The sequence below is a fragment of the Providencia alcalifaciens genome (assembly GCF_915403165.1).
GTDB classification, from domain to species: domain Bacteria; phylum Pseudomonadota; class Gammaproteobacteria; order Enterobacterales; family Enterobacteriaceae; genus Providencia; species Providencia alcalifaciens_C.
This window is the reverse complement of the sequence record NZ_OU659204.1, coordinates 2969436-2992326: the sequence shown is the minus strand read 5'-3', so window position 1 is coordinate 2992326 and position 22891 is coordinate 2969436. Positions and strand designations below refer to the sequence as shown.

The window sequence follows — 22891 nt, the reverse complement described above, 5'->3', positions numbered from 1 at the left end:
ATCGCCAAAAAAATATACAATTCCCGCTATACTTCAGGTAAAATCCAGCCCATTTTTTAAAACAATATCTATAACATAATAAAGAAGTGAGCTATGTCGCAAAATACGAATTCAGTGCCAAAGATTGGCTTTGTTTCGCTTGGCTGTCCAAAAAACCTCGTTGACTCAGAGCGTATCTTAACGGAGCTGCGTACTGATGGTTACCAAGTCGTTCCTAGCTATGACGATGCCGATCTGGTTATCGTGAATACCTGTGGCTTTATTGATAGTGCCGTTCAAGAATCGTTAGAAGCTATCGGCGAAGCGTTGAACGAAAATGGTAAAGTGATTGTGACAGGGTGCCTGGGCGCAAAAGAGAACCAAATCCGTGAAGTTCACCCGAAGGTATTAGAAATTACGGGCCCACATAGTTATGAACAAGTGTTAAATCACGTTCACCACTATGTGCCAAAACCAGAGCATGATCCGTTCTTTAGTCTAGTCCCAGAGCAAGGCGTAAAATTAACGCCAAAACATTATGCTTACTTAAAAATATCCGAAGGCTGTAACCACCGTTGCACTTTCTGCATCATCCCTTCTATGCGTGGTGACTTAGATAGCCGTGCTATTGGTGATGTATTAAATGAAGCCAAGCGTTTAGTGGAATCAGGCGTTAAAGAGTTACTGGTGATTTCTCAAGATACTTCTGCTTATGGTGTGGATGTTAAACACCGTACTGGGTTCTGGGATGGTCAGCCGGTGAAAACCAGCATGGTTGGATTATGCGAACAGTTAGCTTCTATGGGTGTTTGGATTCGTCTGCATTACGTTTATCCATACCCACATGTTGATGATGTGATCCCATTAATGGCAGAAGGTAAAGTATTACCTTACTTGGATATTCCATTACAGCATGCCAGCCCGAAAATTTTAAAACTGATGAAACGCCCAGGAGCGGTAGAAAGAACGTTAGAGCGTATTAAGCGCTGGCGTGAAATTTGCCCTGAGCTGACATTGCGTTCGACGTTTATTGTCGGCTTCCCAGGTGAAACAGAAGAAGATTTCCAAATGCTGTTGGATTTCTTACAAGAAGCTCGATTAGATAGAGTCGGTTGCTTTAAATACAGCCCAGTTGAAGGCGCAAAAGCAAATGAACTGGCTGACCAAGTCCCTGAAGAGGTTAAAGAAGAGCGTTATCATCGCTTTATGCAGCTTCAGCAAGAGATATCAACTCAGCGCTTACAAGAGAAAGTGGGTCGTGAACTGTTGGTTATTATCGACGAAGTCGATGACGAAGGTGCTGTAGGTCGTAGTATGGCCGATGCGCCAGAAATTGACGGTATGGTGTACCTCAATGGCGAGTTTGATGTGAAAGCAGGGGATATCGTTAAAGTGCTGATTGAGCATGCTGATGAATATGACCTGTGGGGCACCGTTGTTACCGAATAAAAAACAGGCTATTATCTAGCTCGAAATTTAGCCTGCGGATCACTTTCGCAGGCTTTTTTCGATATAATCCACTATTTTAGGTTTTTTCTACTTTTCAAATACTTGATCTATATCATCCCGCCAAAATCAATCAAATCATAACTTGATCTAGGATATAAAACTTAACTGATAACTTGACATAATCAGGGAGAATACTTATCGAAGAATAAGGCTGATTATGACTATTGATTTCACAATTCCCAAACTCGCACAGCTTACAGAAAAATCATCATGCTCCATTAATCCGGAGTTATTGATACAACTGGCAAGTGAAGCCATCACAAGTGGTTTATCACCTATCCATGATTTCGACATTGAAGGAATGTTGTTGGATAAATACGGTCAAACCTTATGGTCTAACCGCAAATCAGACAGCAGCGCCATGTTGCCATCTTGGATATTCTCTCAAATACAGGTCACTTCACTAGATGACCAGCCGATTAACTCACAAGGACATACTTACTATTTCGCCCCTATTTATGATGAAACGCGCTTGCTCGCCACGTTGGTGTTACGTGGGGAGTCAAGTAGCAGCAATATATTGTTAGCACTCACTCTTACCTTAGGGCGAGAAATCAGTGAAAAGCTGAAGTGTCACTTTTACTGGCAAAAACTTTCAGAGAAGACTCACGGGCATAATCTGTTCCATGACTTGAACATCCATGAAGTGGAAAAAGCATTAATTATCGAAGCCGCGCTGGCTTACGGCGGAAAAATTCAGGAGATGCATCAAGCGTTAAATATGGGACGTACGACACTGTGGCGTAAGTTGAAGCAGTATCAGATTGATATTCGCGAATACAAGCTCTAACCCCGCTGATAAAAAAAGCTTCTACTAATTTTTAGCAGCAATGCCGAAAACGTTCGAAGCATTCAAATCACACAGCCTTACGGTAATCACTAAGCCCAACATATCAATGTATATTGATTGTGGGCTCAGTCACGCCTTGCAGCGAAACGAAAGAGAATAAATGAAAAAGAGCTAAGATTATCAACTTATCTTGTCGGTAAGTATGTTGATCTCAGTACGCTTTTTTTTAGGAATTGGTTTTAATTTGATGTTATAGATTTTTATTTCAGTGAATACACTTACTCACAGCTGGAGTAAATGGCGATGGGGGTATATATAGGTTTATATTTTATTTTAAACTAAATATATTAATTTTATATTTAGCTATAAATGTGATTTTTGTTATTGATAACTAGAGTAACAGTTTCCCTGTATAAAAATGATAGTGCAATTTATTTAATTTTCCACTATTGACTAAAAAATAGTTATTTTAGGGTGATAAATGAATAAATAGAAATAGAAAGCATAATCGTTATGCTAAGTTTGATAGTGAAAAATAGTTAACCGAATAGTTAAGTGGAAAGTTAAGTGGAAAGTTAAGTGGAAAGTTAAGTGTATAGTTAAGTTAAATGGTTAAACTAAATAATCATCTAAATAAAAATCTAAATTTAATTATATTTTCTTGGATAATTGTGAGGATGAAAAAATGCCTAATGATTTTTTGATAAACCATTAGGCAGGAAGGGGGGCTGGTGAATAAGGATAATTAAGTATTTTCAGAATAAGTATTAATATATTCATACTCTTGGATTAGTTGAGGTAATGACTTTATTCCTAGTTTTGTATAAATATTTGAACGGTGTACTTCTACGGTTCTTGGTGATAATGACAGTTTTTCAGCCGTTTCCCGGCTGGTGTTTCCGTCTAAAATCATGTCCATAATTTCACGCTCTCTTGCTGAGAGACGGTCGAATTTATCGGCTAAATAAATATATTTTTTATGATTTTCATTTTGTTTATCAAAGTGCTCATTCGCTCCTTGAATAGCGCTTAGAAACACTCTGTCATCAAATGGAAATGCATAGAAATCAAAGGCTCCAGCCTTGAAACAGTCTCTGCATAGTGCCGCTGAAGGCTCTTCAGCGATGACGATAACAGGGACAACGGCTAAAGATTGAGTAAGGTTTTTTAATTTATTAATATGATTTGAGTTATTGCCTACGAATAATAAAACACAATCCTTTGCATTTTCTTCTTTAGGGTAAGTATAAGTACTAATAAATACCTCTTCATCATTATAGAATTTAAAAATAAAATCAAAAGATTCCATCTTTGATTTCAGTTTATTCTTAAAGACATTATCGTTTTTAACGATTACATGAATGGCGCTATTCATCACCAAACTCCTGTTAAACGGATTTGACATTCAAATTAACGTAGTTTAATAGAATGAAAATAATTTACCGATGAAAATGGCAATATAATTTCAACTATTCTTTTTTATAGATTATTGCTGAACGTAAATGATATTAAAAAAAGTACTTACCTAATTTTAATATAAAAAAGAAACAAAAGTTAAAGTATGTGTCAAAACGTAACATCTGTTTAATGTTTTGTAACAAGATAGAGTTTTAAGCTTGCCTTACGATTATTATGTTTTCTAGATAACATGAAAATAATGTTATTTAGCTAAGTAATAATATCGCAAAACGTTAGTCATAAAAAGCACTATTAGCAATTTTATGAAATTTAATTAATCATCCCCCTTGATATTTTTTATCTGCTTTTAAGTTTTGTGGTGAAGCCATTAAAACTACTTCAGTAAAATTGCAAAGCACTCTAAAAAAGTGAGTGAATACACGTAATGATTTCCTTAAAAGATATTGTGCTATTGGTTTGCGTATCATTAATAAAAGTGTTTAGTGTGATTAAACTGGTCGATAACCTGAGTGATAGTTTGCACTTCAACCTATTATCTTTCCGTTATTGGCGTATTATAGAGAAGAAAAATCAACCACACTTTCATACGGATAAATTATGTTGCTGCGTTCAGGGGTAGCATTAGCTATCTTTTCTTATATCCTTTGGGGAATAACCCCACTTTTTTATCGATTACTTCCTGATGCTCAAGCCATGGAATTACTGGCGCAACGACTGATTTGGTCTCTTCCGTTCTTATTTTTTATTCGGTTACTTATCAAGAATAAATCCCTATGGAAGCAAGTGTGGGCGGATAAGCGTTCAATTGTACTATGTTTTTTTAGCTCTTCGATTATGGCGGTGTCGTGGACAACCTTCACCTATGCCTTAACCCATGGACAAGTGCTGGCCGCGAGCTTGGGTTATTTTATTAATCCGTTATTTTCCATCTTGCTTGGTGTGATTTTCTTGCGAGAGCGTTTAGTCTTCGCTGAAAAGCTTGCGGTTGTGTTTATTTTCTCCGGTGTTGCCTACCAAATCATTCAATATGGGGAACTACCCGTTTTAGCCTTAGTGATGGGAAGCGCCTTTGCGGTTTATGGTTTGATCCGTAAATTTATTCGTTTTGATGTTATCACCTCGCTGTTTTTAGAGGCGCTCTGGTTATTACCCTTGGCAGTAGGTATCACATGGTGGTTATCAGCGCATGGAATGAGCGCGGTAGAAAATGGTGATTGGCAAACCAAAGTGTTGTACATGTTGGCGGCACCTGTGACTATTATTCCATTACTCTTTTTCACGGCGGCGATTAAACGCACTACATTAACAGTGATTGGTTTAGCGCAATATATAGAGCCAACAATTCAATTCTTGTTAGCGGTTTTCCTGTTTAATGAAATTTTCGATTGGGTCAAAGGTGTCAGTTTTACCTTGATTTGGATTGGCCTACTATTTTGTGTATTAGCGCTACTCCATAAACGCTACGGCAAAGGTGCCCGTCGCCAACCTTATGTGACCGGGCGGGATGAGCCCCCTCAAATTTAGCCTGTAATTTTAATCAATTAGCCTGCTTACGGAGAATATCGTGAGCAGGCTGCGCTTCTATTATGGCTAAAGCAAACGATTGCGTATATAATCCATGCCATCTTTTTAGACATCATCTTTTATGTAGCTGCATTTATCTCTGGGGATATAAGGTCATTATCATGAGCCAATTAGGTACTGCACTTTGTTCTAGCGCGACAAAAGTAATGCTTCTCGGATCGGGAGAGTTAGGTAAAGAAGTGGCGATTGAGTGCCAGCGTTTGGGTATTGAAGTGATTGCGGTGGATCGTTATGACAATGCACCTGCGATGCATGTCGCTCATCGCAGTTACACCATCAATATGCTGGATGGTGAAGCACTATGCCAACTTGTTGCAAATGAAAAGCCGGATTTTATCGTGCCTGAGATTGAAGCGATTGCCACCAAAACCTTGGTGGAACTCGAAAAGCAAGGACAAAAAGTCGTGCCATCCGCCAATGCGGTTTACCTAACCATGAACCGTGAAGGGATCCGTCGTTTAGCCGCTGAAGAGCTACAGCTGCCGACGTCTGAATACCGCTTTGTGGAAACGAAAGCGGATTTTGAAGCCGCAGCCCATGAAATTGGTTTTCCCTGCATTGTAAAACCAGTCATGAGCTCATCGGGGAAAGGGCAGAGCGTTATTCGCTCAACGGAGCAGCTTGAGAGTGCTTGGAATTATTCCCAAGAAGGTGGGCGTACAGGTCAAGGACGCGTGATTGTTGAAAAAATGGTGAATTTCGATTTTGAAATTACCTTATTAACCATTAGCGCAGCAGATGGTGTGCATTTTTGCGCGCCAGTAGGACATCGCCAAGAAAAAGGTGATTATCGCGAATCTTGGCAGCCGCAAGCGATGAGCGACGTTGCGTTGCAAAAAGCGCAGGACGTGGCGAAGAAAATTGTCACCGCTTTAGGTGGATACGGCTTATTCGGCGTGGAGCTGTTTGTCTGTGGCGATGAGATCATTTTCAACGAAGTCTCTCCTCGCCCTCATGATACAGGTATGGTGACGTTGATTTCTCAAAACCTATCTGAGTTCGCATTACATGTTCGCGCTTTCTTAGGCTTACCGATTGGCACTATTCGCCAGTATGGTGCTAGCGCATCGGCCGTAATTTTACCTGAGCTGCATAGCCGGAATGTGATTTTTTCGGGCATTCACGAGGCACTCGGTTCTGATATTCAATTGCGTCTATTTGGTAAGCCGGAAATAGCAGGAACTCGTCGTTTAGGTGTGGCGCTCGCGATTGGGGATTCGATTGAACAAGCGTTAGAGATGGCAAAAACGGCGGCGGCTCGAGTGAAAGTAACAGGCTAGTGATTATCCCCCGCCATGTTGGGTTCAGGCGGGGGGCTTTTTAGGGGGATTATTGCCTATCTTCAATAATCATCGCGGCTGCGCGCTCCGCAACCATGATGGTTGGCGCATTGGTATTGCCACTTGGAATTTCTGGCATCACAGAACAATCCACCACACGTAGCTTATTGATCCCATGGACGCGCAGACGTAAATCAGTGACAGAATCTGCGGTATCGGTTCCCATACGGCAAGTGCCGACGGGGTGATAAACCGTTTTACAAAAATTACGCACAAACTCTTCTAATTGACCCTCATCATGCTGAACTTGGGCTGGAGGCATCAACGTATTTTTACTGACAGCTTGCAATGATGGCTGGCTTAATACCTCTAAACCGAATTTCACCGCACGCTTACAACCCTCCATATCTTCTGGATCAGCCAAGTAATTAGCGTGAATTTTTAATGGATCTTGCGGATTTTGGCTACGCAGTAAAACTTCCCCGCGTGACTTTGGTTGTAAATAACCGACTTTCAATGAAAAACCGTGAGCGGCAGGTAGAGGCTCTCCCGGTACATCATCCCAGCTATCTAAAATAGGTAAAAAGTGAATTTGCACATCAGGGCGACCTTGGTTGCAACTGTCTTTAAAGGCTGCGCCTTCTAAAACGTTAGAGGCTAATAACCCACTGCGAAATGCCATCCACTCAAAACCATGTTTGATAGCGGCAAAGCCTTGGTCTGCACCAAATAAGCTGATTGGTTCTTTCGTGGTGACATTGATAGACATATGCAAATGGTCGTGAAAGTTTTTGCCCACCGGTAAATTAGCCACTGTTTTGATCCCTAAAGAAGAAAGATGTTCTTCAGGGCCGATACCAGAGAGCATCAATAACTTCGCGGATCCCATTGCGCCGGAGCAAACCAGCACTTCTTCACGGGCAAGGGCTTCGACTTCGTGACCATTTTTACCTTGGTAAGCCACGCCAACCGCTTGTCCATCGCGAATAATAATGCGGTTAACTTGGGTATTGAGCTTGAGGGTTAAACGGTCGCTATTCGCTACTGATTTCAAATAGGTTTTGGATGTACTGGCTCTTTCCCCATTATGTGTGGTGGTTTGATAGAAACTGGTTCCTTGTTGGCTTTCTCCATTAAGGTCATTAACGTAAGGTAAACCATGTTCTTGAGCCGCTTGAATGAATGCCATAGAAAGTGGATGGCGATAACGGTTTTCACTGACGGGAAGAGGCCCTTCAGTACCGTGATATTCTCCAGTTAGGCTTTCATTGCGTTCGGCTTTTTTAAACCAAGGAAGAACGTCTTGGTAACCCCAGCCTTCGCATCCGTACTTTTGTTCCCAGTTATCATAATCTTGTTTTTGCCCGCGAATGTAGATCATACCATTCACTGAGCTACTGCCTCCCAGCACGCGACCTTGAGCAATTTGCATTTTACGGTTGTTGGCATGGGGCTCTGGTTCGGTTTCATATGGCCAGCTTTTTTGGGCAATAATTTTTGCTACGCCAGCAGGCATACGGATAAACATGTGGTTATCGCTACCGCCCGCTTCAATAAGCAGCACGCGAGCTTGGGTTTCTTGGATCAGGCGTGCGGCGAGAACACAACCTGCGGAGCCTGCACCGACAATAATATAGTCATATTTTTGTGTGCTCATTCTATTCCCCTTATTGAAATTAACATTAAAATATCATTTGTTTAACAATAACGCCTTTGGATTATTAATGTGTAAATAATGTTCTGTTAGTGTGATTTGCTTCAAAAACAATTTCCTATGTAATTATTTTTTAATTTTATCTAATTATTGTTATTTAAAAGGAAAATATGAATTTCATAATTTTTTAGTCTTGTTATTAATTTTATTAATAAGTTAATGTTTTATTGATTGCGTTATCCTTAGTGAAAAATAGTGTGAACGAAAAAAACATATAGAAAGCAATTTCGCGATTATCTGATACCCATTAGGGATGCTTTAAGGGATGCTGGGCACCTAATAAAATTAAAGGTGCCTTTACGAATGAACGTGATACGAATAAAAAGCATGCTGATGGGATTATCTATTTCTGTGTTTATGACGACGATAGCGGCAGCCATGCCGCTTGAAGAACAGTTTCAGTTAATGGCGGAAGATGAAAACGAAAAAATCCGCTGCTTTGAACCTTCTTCACCTTTCCTGTATTGCCTTAACGGAAGCGTATACACAAAAGGTGGTATCAGACTCGTGGATAAGCAGGGTAATGAAGTGTATCAATTTTACTATTTTGATAATGGCCTTGACCCTGCGAGTGAAGGCCTATATCGAATTCGTCAGGGGGAAAAGATAGGTTACGCCAACGCACAAACCGGAGAGGTTGTGATTGAGCCGATTTATGATTGTGCATATCCATTTGAAAACGGTAAAGCCAAGGTCGGCGTGAAGTGCGAGCGACAAACCGACGGAGAACATAGCTGGTGGGTTGGGGGAGAATGGCAAGAAATTGTTAATCCATTGAACAGAGAGAATTAGCGTTTTATTCATGTATTAACCCCATAAATTTAACAAAAGTTACAATCAAAATATGATTTTAAAGATTGCTTAACTTATTGAAATAAAAAATATTTGATACTCAGATCACATTTTTTGAGGGTTTGGCGGCTCTTGAAAACCATTCACTGTAAAAAACTAACCGCTTAATTCTGTATGCCACCACTCAAGGTAACTTTTCACTTTTCCTGATAGTAATTTCTTACCATACCCACTATGGCAGAACTCAATTTTTCACACTCAAAATCATTCAACCACTGCCTATTAAAAAATCATTTGTTATTCATCGAAAACGATTAAAAACAACGTTTTCGCAGTTTAATAAACGGTAATTACGTATTAATGGCATGTTCGTTCTACCTCAGAAGGGTGTTCTATGAACAAAAATGGTATTTTAAAACACATTCCATGGATGATCCTCGGGATCATCGGTGCAGTCTGTTTAGGGGTTGTCGCACTAAGACGCGGTGAGCACATTAGCGCATTGTGGATCGTCGTCGCGTCTGTGGCGGTGTATCTGATTGCTTATCGCTACTACAGCTTATATATCGCTAAAAAAGTGATGAAGCTGGACGAAACGCGTTCTACACCAGCGGTCATTAATAATGACGGCTTAAACTATGTTCCAACCAATAAAAACGTTCTATTTGGTCACCACTTTGCGGCTATCGCAGGGGCGGGTCCATTAGTTGGACCGGTATTGGCGGCTCAGGTGGGTTACTTACCGGGAACATTGTGGCTACTGGCAGGGGTTGTCCTTGCGGGGGCGGTACAGGACTTTATGGTGCTGTTTATCTCCTCACGCCGTAACGGTGCATCCCTTGGTGAGATAGTTAAAGAAGAATTGGGCCCAATCCCAGGTACGCTAGCACTGTTTGGCTGCTTCTTAATTATGATCATCATCCTCGCCGTGTTGGCGCTGATCGTGGTTAAGGCACTGGCTGAAAGCCCATGGGGTGTGTTCACGGTTTGCTCTACTGTGCCGATTGCACTCTTTATGGGGATATACATGCGCTATATCCGACCGGGGCGTGTGGGTGAAATTGCCGTTATCGGTATTGCACTGTTAGTCGCTTCTATTTGGTTTGGTGGTGTGATTGCTCATGACCCATACTGGGGTCCAGCGCTGACCTTTAAAGATACGACCATTACTTATGCATTAGTCGGTTATGCGTTTGTTTCCGCGTTACTGCCAGTATGGCTGATTTTAGCACCTCGTGACTACTTAGCGACATTCCTGAAAATCGGGGTTATCGTTGGGTTAGCGGTGGGTATTGTTATCCTGAATCCTGAACTGAAAATGCCAGCGGTGACGCAGTTTGTTGATGGTTCTGGCCCAGTTTGGAAAGGTACACTGTTCCCATTCCTGTTCATCACCATCGCGTGTGGTGCTGTATCTGGTTTCCACGCCTTAATCTCTTCAGGTACGACACCAAAACTGTTAGCGAACGAAAAAGACGCGCGTTACATCGGCTACGGTGCGATGTTAATGGAATCTTTCGTGGCTATCATGGCGTTAGTCGCCGCTTCTATCATCGAGCCAGGTCTGTACTTTGCAATGAACACTCCACCATCAGCATTAGGTATCACTATGCCTAACCTGCATGAGCTGGGTGGTCCTGATGGCGCTGCAATTATGGCGCAATTGAAAGATGTGTCTGTTCATGCGGCAGCAACGGTCAGTTCATGGGGCTTTGTTATTTCGCCTGAACAAATCATGCAGACAGCAAAAGACATCGGTGAGCCTTCGATTCTAAACCGTGCGGGTGGTGCGCCAACCTTAGCTGTCGGTATTGCGTTTGTATTCCACGAAATTATGCCAGCTGCCAACATGGGCTTCTGGTATCACTTCGGTATTCTGTTTGAAGCACTGTTTATCTTAACGGCACTGGATGCAGGTACTCGTTCTGGTCGCTTTATGCTGCAAGATTTACTGGGTAACTTCGTACCATTCCTGAAGAAAACCGATTCTCTATTTGCTGGGATCATTGGTACAGCAGGATGCGTAGGCTTATGGGGTTATTTACTGTATCAAGGTGTTGTTGACCCACTGGGCGGCGTTAAGAGCTTGTGGCCACTGTTCGGTATCTCCAACCAGATGCTGGCAGCGGTAGCGTTAGTCCTGAGTACGGTTGTATTAATTAAGATGAAACGCAGTAAATACATCTTAGTGACCGTGTTACCAGCGGTATGGTTATTAATCTGCACCACATGGGCACTGGGACTGAAATTATTCAGCGATAATCCTCAACTGGAAGGTTTCCTATACTTAGCGAAATCTTACAAAGAGAAAATCGCCGCGGGTGGTGCTGAGTTAACAGCACAAGAAATTACTAATATGAATCACATTATTATTAATAACTACACTAACGCGGGTCTGAGTATTCTGTTCTTAGTGGTGGTTTACGGTATTATCTTCTACGGTATCCGCGTGGGGATGAAAGCCCATAAAAACCCAAATCGTACAGATAAAGAAACCCCTTATGTTCCTGTTCCTAAAGAAGGCGTGAAAGTGTCATCTTCACACTAAGAGCAGAATAATGCGTCGAGTTGAATTTCACTCGAAACAATAAGGGAAGCCCGACATTGTACGAAAATGCAATGTCGGGCATTTTACCTTTGGAGATGGTTATGTTTGGAAATTTGGGTAAAACCGGTAAATATTTAGGGCAGGCGGCGCGTATGCTGGTGGGGATCCCTGATTACGATACCTATGTGCAGCATATGAAAGATAATCACCCCGATAAACCTGTGATGACCTATAAAGAGTTTTTTCGTGAACGACAAGATGCTCGCTATGGCGGCAATGGTAAAGGCGGATTTCGCTGTTGTTAACGAATTTTCTTATCAATGAACGGCATGATGAGGGCAATAATGAAACCAATCAATGTAACGATTTTAACGGGCTTTTTGGGTGCAGGAAAAACCACGCTATTGAGCCACATTCTCAACGCGGAGCATGGTCATAAAATTGCAGTGATCGAAAATGAGTTCGGCGAAGTCCCTATTGATAATGCGTTGATTGGCGACCGTGCCACGCAAATTACCACCTTAAGCAACGGGTGTATTTGTTGCAGTCGTTCTAATGAGTTAGAGAATGCGTTGTTGGATTTATTGGACGGTTTAGACAGCGGCAAACTCGATTTTGAACGTTTAGTGATTGAGTGTACGGGAATGGCAGACCCAGGACCGATTACACAAACATTTTTCTCCCATGAAGTGCTGTGCGAGCGTTATTTATTGGATGGCATTATTACTTTGGTGGATGCGGTTCACGCCGATAAGCAACTTAATGATTTCGCCATTGCCCAAGCGCAAATTGGTTATGCTGACAGAATCCTTCTCACCAAAACTGACATAGAGCCAAACACCGATGCGTTGATTGAGCGTTTGCAGCGGATTAATGCCCGAGCACCGATTTATCCGGTGGTTCATGGGGATATTAATTTAGATTTGTTGTTAGATATTGAGGGATTTTTGCTGGATTCAAAACTAAATATTAAGCAACCGACGTTCCGTTTTGCCCCTAAGCAGCAAAATGAGGTGGGGTCGATTGTGTTGGAGTTTGATTATCCGGTTGAGTTAATGGCCGTCTCCCAAGTGATGGAAGATTTGCTGATTGGTTTTGCGGATAATTTATTGCGTTATAAAGGAATTTTGTCCATCGTCGACGAGCCAAAACGCCTATTATTCCAAGGAGTCCAGCGCCTTTATAGCGCCGACTGGGACAGAGATTGGGGCGAAGATGAAACCCGCAGCAGCGTTCTCGTTTTCATCGGCATCGATCTCCCAGAAGCCGAAATCCGCGAAAAATTCGCCGCACTAGAAACCAGAAATTAAAAATCAGCAGTCAGAATAAAATTCAGAAATCAAAATTAAACTCAAAGTTATTAGCGCTGAAGGAAGGCGACAAACGCCAGCTATCCCTAGGAGCATACAAGAGTATGTGACTAGGGTAGCTAAGAGAAGTCAACGCACCAGCAGCGTTAAGAACGAAGAGTTTTGGAGGACATTATTTCTATGATTTGAATGTCCGTATGCCGCATCGAACCTGCCGCCAACGAACACAAGTTCGCAATTGACTGATCCACATCATCCGACACAATCCCGTCCGAGCCTCTTACGCAGCTATTATCTAGCGCCATCAATACGGCTTTGTATGCCGCACTGGCACTGGTGGAGACTTTCATTGCACAGCTGTTGGATGCTCCATCACAGATCATGCCGCTGACGTCGCCGATCATGCTAGAAATTGCCATTGCGACCACTTCATAGCGAGCTTCTAATAACCACGCAATCCCTGCGGCAGCACCCATTGCGGCGGTCGTTGCAGCACATAATGCAGAAAGGGCAGGCAGTTGATTATGAATATAAATCGCCATTAAATGTGAAAGCATCAGCGCACGAGCTAATTGTTCTTCAGTCGATTGCAAATAATCTGCGGTGACGACGACCGGCATGGTAGCGGCAATACCTTGGTTACCTGAACCGGAATTACTCATGGCGGGTAATACCGCGCCGCCCATACGTGCATCGGAGGCTGCTGTCGTGCGGATCATTATTTCAGATAATAAATCTTTGGATAATAAACCACGGTCACGCTGAGTTTGCAGAGTCTTACCAATATGCAGGCCATAGCTATTGCGCAAACCTTCTTGAGACAATGCATCATTTAAGTGTGCGGCTTCAAGAATGAAACGAATATCGTCTAATGGTGCTTGAGTGGCGAACTCATAAACAGCCTTAGCGGTGACTTTAGGTAAGCTAACATCGGTACCACAATCAACGGGATCTCGGGTTTCTGTTTGACTCTCAGTAATATCGAAGAGAACCTGATCACCGTGGATAATTTTGACAATATGAGTGTGAGAGCCTGCGATGATCACCGTGGCAGAATCATTTTCGCTGTAGGCTGTTGCTTCTGAATAAACAACATCATCACAAGGGGATTTAATATCAACGGTGATGGAACCGTCTGCGAGCATCGCTTTACTGCGTGCAATCGCTTCTGGCGAGGCTGACTTTAACACTTCTAACCCTGCATCTGGATCACCGCCCACAGCACCTAGCGCCGCGGCAATCGGTAATCCTACCATTCCGGTACCTGGAACGGTGACACCCATACCATTTTTCATGAGATTCGGGGAAACAAATGCGGCAACGCGGATCACTGGCGATGACAGATAAGACGCTGCTTTTGCCGCTGCATAAGCAAGGGAAATAGGTTCAGTGCAGCCCAGTGCAGGTTTAACGTCTTGTTTGACGGCATTGATAAAATATTGCCAGAGAAGTTCTTCAGTTTGCGTTGCCATGGTTATATCCCTAAAAGTCATGTGGTGATGGAATTATTTTAATGAAGAGGACGGAGAAAAACTTCACAATGTTTATGAATAAATGGGGATGAAAGAGAAAATTAATCTCTAATATTGTTTATTAGGGGAAAGTATTTTTAAATATGATGCCGATCACAAAAATCCTACCTATTTTCATCGGTAGGATCCAGTGAGCTTAGCTTTCTAAATCGAGGCGTTTGCTTTGCCATTTACGTGAGCGCCAGCGCCACGCATTGGTGAGTCCACGAACCCATTCATCGACAAAGAATCCAATCCAGATACCGATTAACCCCATTTCCATTTTTATGCCAAGGAAGTAGCCCAGCGGAATGGCGATTCCCCACATAAAGAGCACGGCGGTCAATAATGGGAACTTCGCATCACCCGAGGCGCGAAGGGCGTTTACCATGACGATGTTGATAGTACGGCCCGGTTCTAAGAACACGGATAATAAGAAAATTGGCAGTAATAGCTGAATGATGCCTTGATCGTCCGTTAAGCTATCGAGGATTGGTGCACGGAATAACCAGAACGCAAACACCACGCCGATAGTGACGTAAAAGCCCCATTTCAAACTCTTAAACGCACGATGATAGGCATCTTCAAAGCGCTTAGCACCGACTAAATGCCCGACCATAATCTCATTACCAATACTGATGGAAATTCCAAACAGCATAATAAATAGCGAAAGCTGGAAGTAGAGGGTTTGCGCCGCAAGGGCGGTTTCACCCATTAAGCCGATAAAGGCAGATGCAGTCATAAAGTGAAGGATCCACACCAAATTTTCGCCTGCGGCAGGTAGGCCAATATGCAGGATTTTGCTCAGCATTTTACTGGACCAGCGGATCAGCATCATTGGGGTAAACTTGATTCTTAAACCGTAGAACAGCAGGCAGAACAGTAAAATAACCGCCACAACGCGGCCAACCACCGTTGACCATGCAACGCCTTCCAGACCATATTGCGGTAAACCAAAGAAGCCATACAGCACAATCATGTTACCAATCACGGTAATGATGTTAGCAATCAGCGTGACCCACATCGCTGGCTGAGCTTTCCCATAAACGCGTAAACAAGCCGCGAGAATGATGGTGATCGCTTCTGGAATTAAACAGATACCCAAAATGTGTAAATACGCATACCCATCATCCATTAAGTGGGATGGGGTATTCATAATGGTCAGAATTTTGTAGCCAAAAAAGAGCGCAATTAAGGCGCTGGAGAAACCTAATATAAAGTTAAAGGCGATGGAAATATGAATGGCTTGGCTAGCTTTATCACGGCGACCTGCACCCAGATATTGGGCGATAACGACGCTACATCCCACGCTAATAAAGTTAAAGATAGTAATAAATAGGTCAAAGACCTGATTCCCGACCCCCATTGCAGCGAGGTAGGCAGTCGATACATGGCTAACCATGTAGGTATTAATTAATAAGGTGGCCAAATGAAGGAAAATATCAATAAAGATTGGCCAACTGAGGGAATAGAGTGACCTCTCAGTGACATCGGGCTGATGCATTAAGAACCTTTGTATTCGTTGAAATTAGAGAAAAGAACGAGATTTGCTCGGATTCTACCTCTAATTGATAAAGTAACCTAGTAATAAAAGCCGGAAATTTTTAGGTAATTAAGCTTTGTTTAATCTATATAAATTTGTTATTGATATGCATCTTGTATTTGAAATATGACATCAGAATGACCGAGGAGTCACAATGACAAAAATTAAAACAGCAATAGTGGGTTACGGCAATATTGGTCGTTATGCACTAGAAGCTGTTCAAGCCGCTGATGATTTCGAATTAGTCGGAATTGTACGTCGTAATACCCAAGATATTCCAGCGGAATTAGCCGGATATAAAGTGGTTGATGACATCGAAAAATTAGATGGCGTGGATGTTGCGTTACTTTGTTCCCCGACAAGAGCTATCGGAACTTTAGCAGAGAAAATCTTAAGCTTAGGGATTAATACCGTAGATAGCTTCGATGTGCACGCTGATATCGTGGCATTAAAACACCAGCTTGATAGCGTCGCGAAGAAACATAACAGTGTATCAATTGTATCAGCAGGCTGGGATCCAGGTTCTGACTCCATCATGCGTACACTGATGCTAGCGATGGCACCAAAAGGGGTAACTTATACTAACTTTGGTCCAGGCATGAGTATGGGGCACAGTGTTGCTGCAAAAGCGGTTGATGGCGTGAAAGATGCGCTTTCAGTCACCATTCCTCTAGGCACTGGCGTCCATCGCCGTATGGTGTATGTTGAGCTGGAAGCGGGTGCAAAGTTTGATGATGTGGTATGTGGGATCAAGCAAGATAGTTATTTCTCTTCCGATGAAACCCATATTCGCCAAGTAGATAGCATTGATGCATTGAAAGATGTGGGGCACGGAGTCCAAATGACCCATAAAGGGGTTTCTGGTGCGACGCACAATCAGTTATTTGAATACTCAATGCGCATCAATAACCCTGCATTAACGTCGCAGTTTATGGTATCTGCCGCACGGGCAACGATGAAACAGCTTGCGGGTGCTTATACCGTCATTGAAATCCCACCAGTGAACTTCCTGCAAGGTGATTTAGATAACTTAATCGCTAAACTGGTTTAATGTTTATCTCAATCTGAGCTTATTTTAATGGTACGCTATGCGATGAATAACATGGTGATCGCGTACCATTTTCTCTCCTCACTTTTTATTTTATTCCCCTTCAGAATAATGCCATTATTTAGGATTGTTTCGACACAAGCGTAAACGAGTGCCAACGGAGAAATGGAATGGAAACACCAAAGGAAAAGAAACCTGTTACGAATAAAAATAAAGGGCGTCAATCCTCATCGGCAAGTTTTTTCCCTAAGAATAAAGCGGTAAAAAGCGTCAAAGAGACCCACAATTCATTTAGCGTGATCCGTGCTTTTTCGAAAATGATAAATTATGGATTTTCAATATTCTATGTGGGTTTTATTATTTCAGTTTGGTTTTTCCCTGAAAATTATAGCGTAGAGATTATTTATAACCTCACGCTGATCCTCATATTCGAGTTTATTTTGGTGCACTCCGGCGTATTTATGTCGGTATTTAAGAATTTTTTTGTGATATTAGGATTTGCCTTGGTTTATGGTCTTTTTGCACTGGCCATTAATATGTCAGTGTTGGGAGACTCTCCAGTAATTTTATATCTCTACAGTGCAACCGTCGTAAACCGGATGCTATTTGGATTAACCAGCCGAACCGACCAAGAACGCCAAGAAAATATGGGTTATTCCGCTTTAATGGCAATGAACTTTATGTTCAGTATCTTTACTGCGCTGTTATTATCGTGGATGGTGCCATATGGCGGGTTAACGCCAGCGTATCTGGAATCCATTCATTATTTAGACTCTATCGGTACGGGCGGGGAGTTCCCTGAAAAGCCGCATGTGGCGTTTGCATTTGGTGTGCTCTATTTTTCATTGCCTGTTGTCTTGCCTGCATTATTTGGGCTACTGAGTTTGCGTAAAAAGAAAAAATACCAAATGAGCGATGTGGATAGCCAATAAGTTGAATAATAAATAGAAAGAAAAACGCCTACCGAAGTAGGCGTCCTGGTGTTGGCAAAAATAAAGTAAAACAAAAAAATACAGAATGAAAACTAGCGAGTTATTGATTTAAATTGCTGTGTGGTCTCTTTTAATGCCACTTCTGTCGGTAAACGTTCCATGGAACTTGCACCGTAGAAGCCGTGGCAATCAGGGCAATGCGCTAAAATATATTCTGCATCTTCAGGCGTGGCGATAGGGCCACCGTGGCACAGAATAATCACATCATCACGCACAGATTTTGCGGCTTTCGCCCAATCATTGATAAGTTCAACGCAATCAGCCAGTGTGACAGCGGTTTCCGCACCGATGTTACCGCCAGTGGTCAGGCCCATGTGTGGCACAATAATATCTGCACCGGCCTGCGCCATTGCAATGGCATCTTCACGGCTAAAGACGTATGGCGTGGTTAATAACCCTTTTTCATGTGCCATGCGGATCATATCGACTTCTAAACCGTAGCCCATGCCTGTTTCTTCTAAATTGGCACGGAAGTTACCGTCAATCAGCCCGACGGTTGGGAAGTTTTGCACCCCAGCAAAGCCAGTCGCCTTGATATCATCAAGGAATTTATCGAACTGGCAGAATGGGTCGGTACCGTTAACCCCTGCAAGCACAGGGGTGTGCTTCACGACAGGGAGAACTTCTTTCGCCATATCCATCACGATTTCGTTAGCATTACCATAAGCCAGCAGACCGGCGAGAGAGCCGCGTCCTGCCATACGGTAACGACCTGAATTATAAATAACGATTAAGTCGATGCCACCGGCTTCTTCACATTTAGCGGATAGACCAGTCCCTGCACCACCGCCAATGATGGGTTCTCCACGAGCAATCATCTCTCTGAAATTTTTCAGTAAGTCTTCGCGGTTATGTTTCATTGATGAGCCTCTACTTGTTTACTATTTCCTGGTGTAATTCAATAACCTGATCACAGAACTCTGATGAATTAATGTGATGCGGGCTTAATATTAATTGTCGTTTTTCTGTTGTGACTAAGTGCTGTGTTAATGCGTCGATAAAGGCTTGGTCTGCCTGCGGATCCCAAAATGGTGCGCCGTCGATGTCTAATGCGGAAAAACCGGCTGTTGGGATAATAAAGCGAATTTCGCCCTCACAAGCATTCAGCTTTTCTGCTATCCAATGCCCCATCTGACGGTTTTCTTCTATGGTCGTTCTCATCAGTGTGACTTGGGCATTATGGTGATAAAACTGTCTATCTTTATACTGTTCTGGCACGGTGGAAGGGCGGCCAAAGTTCACCATGTCCAATGCACCACAAGATAATACGCAAGGTGTTTGAGTTCGTGCGATGGCACCAAAGCGGTCTTCATCGCAAGCCAACACGCCACCAAATAGGTAGTCGCACACTTCCGTGGTGGTGATATCCAAAACGGAATCTAATAAGCGGCTATCAATCAATTTTTCCATGGCTTTACCGCCACTTCCCGTTGCATGGAACACAAGGCAGTCATGGTCGTGTTCTAATTTTGCAGTCAATTGCTGGACGCAAGGTGTGGTGACACCAAACATGGTCAAGGCAATTGCGGGTTTATTTTCAGCGGGATCGCTTTCACCGTTATCAAACCAGACTGCACCGGCAATTTGGTTGGCTGCATTTTTCAGGACTTTACGTGAAATGACATTGAGCCCAGAAACATCCGTGACGGAGTACATCATGGAGATATCGCTCGCGCCGATATACCCGGAAATATCTCCCGAAGCCATGGTGGAGACCATAAGTTTTGGCACACCGACAGGTAAAATTTGCATTGCTGGTGTAATCAGTGCCGTACCCCCTGAGCCGCCTAGCCCAAGTATTGCGGCGACGTCAGTTTGTGCAGCAAGATAGATGCTGAAGGCTTGCGCCATCGCTTCTATCGCTTTCCCGCGATCCCCGCAGAAAATGGCACCAGCACCTTGAGGGTGGAAACTGGCAACCATTTGGGCGGTGACATCAGCATTTTTTTCTAATAATGATGGCTGAGTACTCAAATCAACGGTACGTACAGCAAGCCCTGCATTTTTTATTAAGTCACTGACATAAAAAAGTTCAGCGCTTTTTGTGTCTAGGGTACTTGCGACATAAATAAAACCCTGATGTTTTTGCATAGAAAAATCCTTTGTTTTTTATGTAACGTTGTTTGGTTACTTAAATATGTGTAGGGTATGTTGAATTTTTCATCTCAATGAGACTATAGTATCATTTACGATAAGTCAACAATGAGACTGTGGTCTCATTTTTGGTGTTATCTGTTCCGATATTTAGATGATGATTTGTATCTTGTTGATAAAACATTATAAATAGAGTGGTTATCATAAAATAGTGAAATCAGAGTAATGGTTTTTGTCTATGAATATTTAAATATAATGATTTACCGTGCTGTATTTATAGCGTAATTTCGAAAGCGAGCACACAACATACTCGTCAGATGATTAAGAATGCTTATCGGCGAATATGTACTGTGAAAGATATTGTCTACACTCATAGAAAGGCGATTTTAAGGATAAAGACATGCCACTGAGCCATCTCATGCCAGACTACAAAGGAACGCGCAAACGTACCTATAACTTACTCGTGTCAACGGCCGTTGAGCTATTTGAAAAAGGGGCAATGCCGTCAGTGTCTGAGTTAGCGATGGAAGCGGGCGTTTCGCGTGCGACGGCGTATCGTTATTTTCCAACGCAAAGTGATCTGATTGCCGCGACAGTGAATGTTAGCCTCGGCCCTATTTTGACGTGGAAACCGCAAAGCGAAAAAACAGAAGAGCGGATCGATGAGCTGTTACGTTATGCGTTCCCGCGTATGTTTGCTCACGAAGGGGTTTTGCGTGCGGCGTTACAAACATCACTTCAACAGTGGGCGTTAGGGCGTTCATCACCTTCACCGGAACCCGAAGAGAAACGATTAGAGCGCGGTAATCGTAAAGATATTTTGGCGATGGTCACATCACCGATGAAATCTGAGTTCCCAAATGAAGTCATTGATAAAGTAATCAAAGCATTTTCCGTGATCTACGGTTCAGAAATTTTCTTGGTATTAAAAGATATCTGGAAATTGGATAACGATCAGGTCACTGAAATTGCACAGTGGATGGCAAAAGCCATTATTAATCAAGCGACTGAGGATAAGCAGCAGATTGAAAAGCCATAGACATTTACCCCTCTCAAATTCGCCTAATATCCTCCTGTCTATAGGGGGATTTTATGCACCACGTAGGATTATCGGTTAAACCTTCACGAAAAACAGACATGATGAGCATTTCAGCATTCTTAGCCTTATGATCTTGAATGATTGTGATATAACTTGATCATATAATTAATTATATCAATGGTTACTGTCCGATGATAAAGCTGATAAAAATGAGTGTTGGGATCATTCTTTGTGCCATTGTTGGCGGCGCACTCACTTATATCGGCATTCCCTTAGCGTTGATGTTCGGTCCGATTATCGCCATTATCATTTTCCATCGTCTTGGTTTCTCATTCCCTATCCCTAAACACACCATTACCTTTGTTCAAGTGACACTCGGAACCTCTGTAGGGTTGATGTTTAATCAAGTGTCGCTGAAGGATACAGATAACTTATTGTTACTGCTATTGATGCTGGTGGCCTGTTTAGCCGTACAGTTTTCATTTAGTTTTTTCTGGTTTCACCGCAAGGTAGGGTGGACAAAACAGGAAGCGATGTTAGGCTCGGTGCCGGGAGCGATGGCGGCTATCCTTGCCTTAACGGATCATACTCATACTCCGCCGCAAAAAATTGTTATATCCCATACTATTCGTTTGATTATTCTTATTTTATTGGCAGGCTTGGTGGTAGGAAGTGAGGGTGATCCTCAGCCGCTAATTGAATGGCCAACGTTAACGCTCGAATCCACGTTCTGGTTATTGGTGATTGTGACGGTGGGTGTGGTGGTCGGGATGTTTTTGCAACGCCTCCGAGTACCGGCTCCTTTTATGTTAACGTCCCTCGGGGCGGCAACGTTAATTCAAGGTTGGATTGATGTTCAGCTCCATTTCCCATTGATGCTGACTGAGTTGAGCATGGTTTTAATTGGGATGAATATCGGTAATCATTTCATTGTGTTCCCGCTATCTGCCCTGATAAAAAACATTTACTCTTCAGCCCAAGTGGTGATCATCAATATTATTTTGACCTTTTTGATCACGGTGTTTGCTGCGTGGATGACGGGGTATGATATTGCGGTGCTATTGTTGGCTTGGGCACCGGGAAGTATGGAAGCCATGACTTTTGCTGCAATAACGATGAATTTGGATGCGGGCTTTGTGATGTCTAACCATATTATTCGGATGGTGATTATCCAAACTATTCCATCGGTAGTTCTGTTTTGGCAGGAGAGAAAAGGGAAGAAAGAGGGATAAGAAGGAAACATGTATCGATGTGGATTATAAGGGATATCGACATGTTTCCGTAGGGATTTTAGGTTTATTTTACGTAAGCAAATAGCCCTAAAGAGTCTCTCGCCAAAGATTGACATTTAAACTCTTGAGTCAGTGGAATACCTTTTAAATCATCGTAGCTTTCTTTATTCAGCTTGCTCATTTTATCTGAGTTGTAGTTTCCCAAGTCCCATTTATTACTTTTCGCAAAGTAAACAATGGCGCGCTCAATTTCTCTGTCAGGAATTTGGGAATAGCCGCAATCATATTTTAAATAAATAAACACAGCGGTCAGATCAGCGAGGTCTTCAGCTTCATTGGTAGAGAGTGCTTTGGCGGTATTGGTTAGCCCCAAAAGCATCATTAAGCATGACATCAATATAAATTTTTGCATTCGATATTCATCTGGTTTTTATGTCAAGTAACATTAGCATAAGAACATACTCGCATTACATCAAGTTGCCTGATTTCTTTATGGCTACGATGTAC

General features: G+C 42.5%; 19 protein-coding genes. 12 read left to right on the top strand and 7 right to left on the bottom strand.

Annotated features, from left to right (window positions below):
* The first annotated feature begins 93 nt into the window (after positions 1 to 93).
* Both rimO and LDO73_RS13615 read left to right on the top strand, forming a co-directional pair.
* Positions 94 to 1428 carry a 30S ribosomal protein S12 methylthiotransferase RimO gene (gene rimO / locus LDO73_RS13620; protein ID WP_224058613.1) on the top strand — a complete coding sequence of 445 codons (1335 nt, stop codon included), beginning with the start codon at positions 94 to 96 and terminating at the stop codon, positions 1426 to 1428.
* Between the two features lie 217 nt (positions 1429 to 1645).
* Positions 1646 to 2278, top strand: a complete 633-nt coding sequence (locus LDO73_RS13615) for a helix-turn-helix domain-containing protein (protein WP_224058596.1) — start codon at positions 1646 to 1648, stop codon at positions 2276 to 2278.
* 745 nt (positions 2279 to 3023) lie between these two features.
* On the opposite strand, the gene LDO73_RS13610 is transcribed toward LDO73_RS13615, so the two are convergent.
* Complete coding sequence (locus LDO73_RS13610; RefSeq protein ID WP_224058594.1) at positions 3024 to 3653, bottom strand: response regulator transcription factor; 630 nt, start codon at positions 3651 to 3653, stop codon at positions 3024 to 3026.
* A gap of 641 nt (positions 3654 to 4294) precedes the next feature.
* Between LDO73_RS13610 and rarD the strand changes: the two genes are divergently transcribed.
* Positions 4295 to 5221: an EamA family transporter RarD gene (gene rarD, locus LDO73_RS13605; protein ID WP_154627587.1), complete on the top strand. Its 927-nt coding sequence runs from the start codon at positions 4295 to 4297 to the stop codon at positions 5219 to 5221.
* A 161-nt stretch (positions 5222 to 5382) separates the two neighbouring features.
* Positions 5383 to 6561, top strand: a complete 1179-nt coding sequence (gene purT, locus LDO73_RS13600) for a formate-dependent phosphoribosylglycinamide formyltransferase (RefSeq protein ID WP_224058593.1) — start codon at positions 5383 to 5385, stop codon at positions 6559 to 6561.
* A 49-nt stretch (positions 6562 to 6610) separates the two neighbouring features.
* Here the strand turns inward: purT and LDO73_RS13595 are convergent, their stop codons facing one another.
* Positions 6611 to 8218: a GMC family oxidoreductase gene (locus tag LDO73_RS13595; RefSeq protein ID WP_224058592.1), complete on the bottom strand. Its 1608-nt coding sequence runs from the start codon at positions 8216 to 8218 to the stop codon at positions 6611 to 6613.
* Positions 8219 to 8578: 360 nt separating this feature from the next.
* Here LDO73_RS13595 and LDO73_RS13590 point away from each other — a divergent pair, with 360 nt between their 5' ends.
* The 4 genes from LDO73_RS13590 to yjiA all read left to right on the top strand — a co-directional run bounded on the left by LDO73_RS13590 (position 8579) and on the right by yjiA (position 12925).
* Positions 8579 to 9067, top strand: a complete 489-nt coding sequence (locus LDO73_RS13590) for a WG repeat-containing protein (protein ID WP_224058590.1) — start codon at positions 8579 to 8581, stop codon at positions 9065 to 9067.
* Positions 9068 to 9461: 394 nt separating this feature from the next.
* On the top strand, positions 9462 to 11615 hold the full coding sequence (locus tag LDO73_RS13585) for a carbon starvation CstA family protein (RefSeq protein WP_224058588.1): 2154 nt from the start codon (positions 9462 to 9464) through the stop codon (positions 11613 to 11615).
* 101 nt (positions 11616 to 11716) lie between these two features.
* Positions 11717 to 11920: a YbdD/YjiX family protein gene (locus LDO73_RS13580; RefSeq protein ID WP_154602399.1), complete on the top strand. Its 204-nt coding sequence runs from the start codon at positions 11717 to 11719 to the stop codon at positions 11918 to 11920.
* A 39-nt stretch (positions 11921 to 11959) separates the two neighbouring features.
* Positions 11960 to 12925: a GTPase gene (gene yjiA / locus LDO73_RS13575; RefSeq protein WP_224058586.1), complete on the top strand. Its 966-nt coding sequence runs from the start codon at positions 11960 to 11962 to the stop codon at positions 12923 to 12925.
* A 146-nt stretch (positions 12926 to 13071) separates the two neighbouring features.
* Here the strand turns inward: yjiA and LDO73_RS13570 are convergent, their stop codons facing one another.
* A complete protein-coding gene (locus LDO73_RS13570; RefSeq protein ID WP_224058585.1) occupies positions 13072 to 14397 on the bottom strand; it encodes a serine dehydratase subunit alpha family protein in 1326 nt (441 codons plus the stop codon).
* A gap of 196 nt (positions 14398 to 14593) precedes the next feature.
* A complete protein-coding gene (locus tag LDO73_RS13565) occupies positions 14594 to 15940 on the bottom strand; it encodes an MATE family efflux transporter (RefSeq protein ID WP_224058584.1) in 1347 nt (448 codons plus the stop codon).
* Between the two features lie 193 nt (positions 15941 to 16133).
* Between LDO73_RS13565 and LDO73_RS13560 the strand changes: the two genes are divergently transcribed.
* Both LDO73_RS13560 and LDO73_RS13555 read left to right on the top strand, forming a co-directional pair.
* Complete coding sequence (locus tag LDO73_RS13560) at positions 16134 to 17030, top strand: diaminopimelate dehydrogenase (RefSeq protein ID WP_224058583.1); 897 nt, start codon at positions 16134 to 16136, stop codon at positions 17028 to 17030.
* A gap of 167 nt (positions 17031 to 17197) precedes the next feature.
* A complete protein-coding gene (locus LDO73_RS13555; RefSeq protein ID WP_224058582.1) occupies positions 17198 to 17959 on the top strand; it encodes a hypothetical protein in 762 nt (253 codons plus the stop codon).
* Between the two features lie 92 nt (positions 17960 to 18051).
* Here LDO73_RS13555 and LDO73_RS13550 read toward each other — a convergent pair whose 3' ends face one another.
* Both LDO73_RS13550 and LDO73_RS13545 read right to left on the bottom strand, forming a co-directional pair.
* The gene (locus LDO73_RS13550; RefSeq protein WP_036955608.1) at positions 18052 to 18879 is read right to left on the bottom strand and encodes a phosphoenolpyruvate hydrolase family protein; all 828 of its coding nucleotides are present in this window, start codon (positions 18877 to 18879) and stop codon (positions 18052 to 18054) included.
* 10 nt (positions 18880 to 18889) lie between these two features.
* Positions 18890 to 20110 (bottom strand): Tm-1-like ATP-binding domain-containing protein, encoded by a 1221-nt coding sequence (locus LDO73_RS13545; RefSeq protein WP_224058581.1) that lies wholly within the window; start codon positions 20108 to 20110, stop codon positions 18890 to 18892.
* A 403-nt stretch (positions 20111 to 20513) separates the two neighbouring features.
* Here LDO73_RS13545 and LDO73_RS13540 point away from each other — a divergent pair, with 403 nt between their 5' ends.
* Both LDO73_RS13540 and LDO73_RS13535 read left to right on the top strand, forming a co-directional pair.
* Entirely contained in the window at positions 20514 to 21152 is a 639-nt protein-coding gene (locus LDO73_RS13540) for a TetR/AcrR family transcriptional regulator (protein WP_224058580.1), read from the top strand.
* Positions 21153 to 21343: 191 nt separating this feature from the next.
* On the top strand, positions 21344 to 22384 hold the full coding sequence (locus tag LDO73_RS13535; RefSeq protein ID WP_224058579.1) for an AbrB family transcriptional regulator: 1041 nt from the start codon (positions 21344 to 21346) through the stop codon (positions 22382 to 22384).
* A gap of 64 nt (positions 22385 to 22448) precedes the next feature.
* Here LDO73_RS13535 and LDO73_RS13530 read toward each other — a convergent pair whose 3' ends face one another.
* Positions 22449 to 22796: a YacC family pilotin-like protein gene (locus LDO73_RS13530; protein ID WP_036955602.1), complete on the bottom strand. Its 348-nt coding sequence runs from the start codon at positions 22794 to 22796 to the stop codon at positions 22449 to 22451.
* Positions 22797 to 22891: the final 95 nt, after the last annotated feature.

What these genes read in the sequence shown, in the direction of transcription:
- rimO (WP_224058613.1), top strand. Translation starts at nt 94, where the DNA reads ATGTCGCAAAATACGAATTCAGTGCCAAAGATTGGCTTTGTTTCGCTT.
- LDO73_RS13615 (WP_224058596.1), top strand. Translation starts at nt 1,646, where the DNA reads ATGACTATTGATTTCACAATTCCCAAACTCGCACAGCTTACAGAAAAA.
- LDO73_RS13610 (WP_224058594.1), bottom strand. Translation starts at nt 3,653, where the DNA reads ATGAATAGCGCCATTCATGTAATCGTTAAAAACGATAATGTCTTTAAG.
- rarD (WP_154627587.1), top strand. Translation starts at nt 4,295, where the DNA reads ATGTTGCTGCGTTCAGGGGTAGCATTAGCTATCTTTTCTTATATCCTT.
- purT (WP_224058593.1), top strand. Translation starts at nt 5,383, where the DNA reads ATGAGCCAATTAGGTACTGCACTTTGTTCTAGCGCGACAAAAGTAATG.
- LDO73_RS13595 (WP_224058592.1), bottom strand. Translation starts at nt 8,218, where the DNA reads ATGAGCACACAAAAATATGACTATATTATTGTCGGTGCAGGCTCCGCA.
- LDO73_RS13590 (WP_224058590.1), top strand. Translation starts at nt 8,579, where the DNA reads ATGAACGTGATACGAATAAAAAGCATGCTGATGGGATTATCTATTTCT.
- LDO73_RS13585 (WP_224058588.1), top strand. Translation starts at nt 9,462, where the DNA reads ATGAACAAAAATGGTATTTTAAAACACATTCCATGGATGATCCTCGGG.
- LDO73_RS13580 (WP_154602399.1), top strand. Translation starts at nt 11,717, where the DNA reads ATGTTTGGAAATTTGGGTAAAACCGGTAAATATTTAGGGCAGGCGGCG.
- yjiA (WP_224058586.1), top strand. Translation starts at nt 11,960, where the DNA reads ATGAAACCAATCAATGTAACGATTTTAACGGGCTTTTTGGGTGCAGGA.
- LDO73_RS13570 (WP_224058585.1), bottom strand. Translation starts at nt 14,397, where the DNA reads ATGGCAACGCAAACTGAAGAACTTCTCTGGCAATATTTTATCAATGCC.
- LDO73_RS13565 (WP_224058584.1), bottom strand. Translation starts at nt 15,940, where the DNA reads ATGCATCAGCCCGATGTCACTGAGAGGTCACTCTATTCCCTCAGTTGG.
- LDO73_RS13560 (WP_224058583.1), top strand. Translation starts at nt 16,134, where the DNA reads ATGACAAAAATTAAAACAGCAATAGTGGGTTACGGCAATATTGGTCGT.
- LDO73_RS13555 (WP_224058582.1), top strand. Translation starts at nt 17,198, where the DNA reads ATGGAAACACCAAAGGAAAAGAAACCTGTTACGAATAAAAATAAAGGG.
- LDO73_RS13550 (WP_036955608.1), bottom strand. Translation starts at nt 18,879, where the DNA reads ATGAAACATAACCGCGAAGACTTACTGAAAAATTTCAGAGAGATGATT.
- LDO73_RS13545 (WP_224058581.1), bottom strand. Translation starts at nt 20,110, where the DNA reads ATGCAAAAACATCAGGGTTTTATTTATGTCGCAAGTACCCTAGACACA.
- LDO73_RS13540 (WP_224058580.1), top strand. Translation starts at nt 20,514, where the DNA reads ATGCCACTGAGCCATCTCATGCCAGACTACAAAGGAACGCGCAAACGT.
- LDO73_RS13535 (WP_224058579.1), top strand. Translation starts at nt 21,344, where the DNA reads ATGATAAAGCTGATAAAAATGAGTGTTGGGATCATTCTTTGTGCCATT.
- LDO73_RS13530 (WP_036955602.1), bottom strand. Translation starts at nt 22,796, where the DNA reads ATGCAAAAATTTATATTGATGTCATGCTTAATGATGCTTTTGGGGCTA.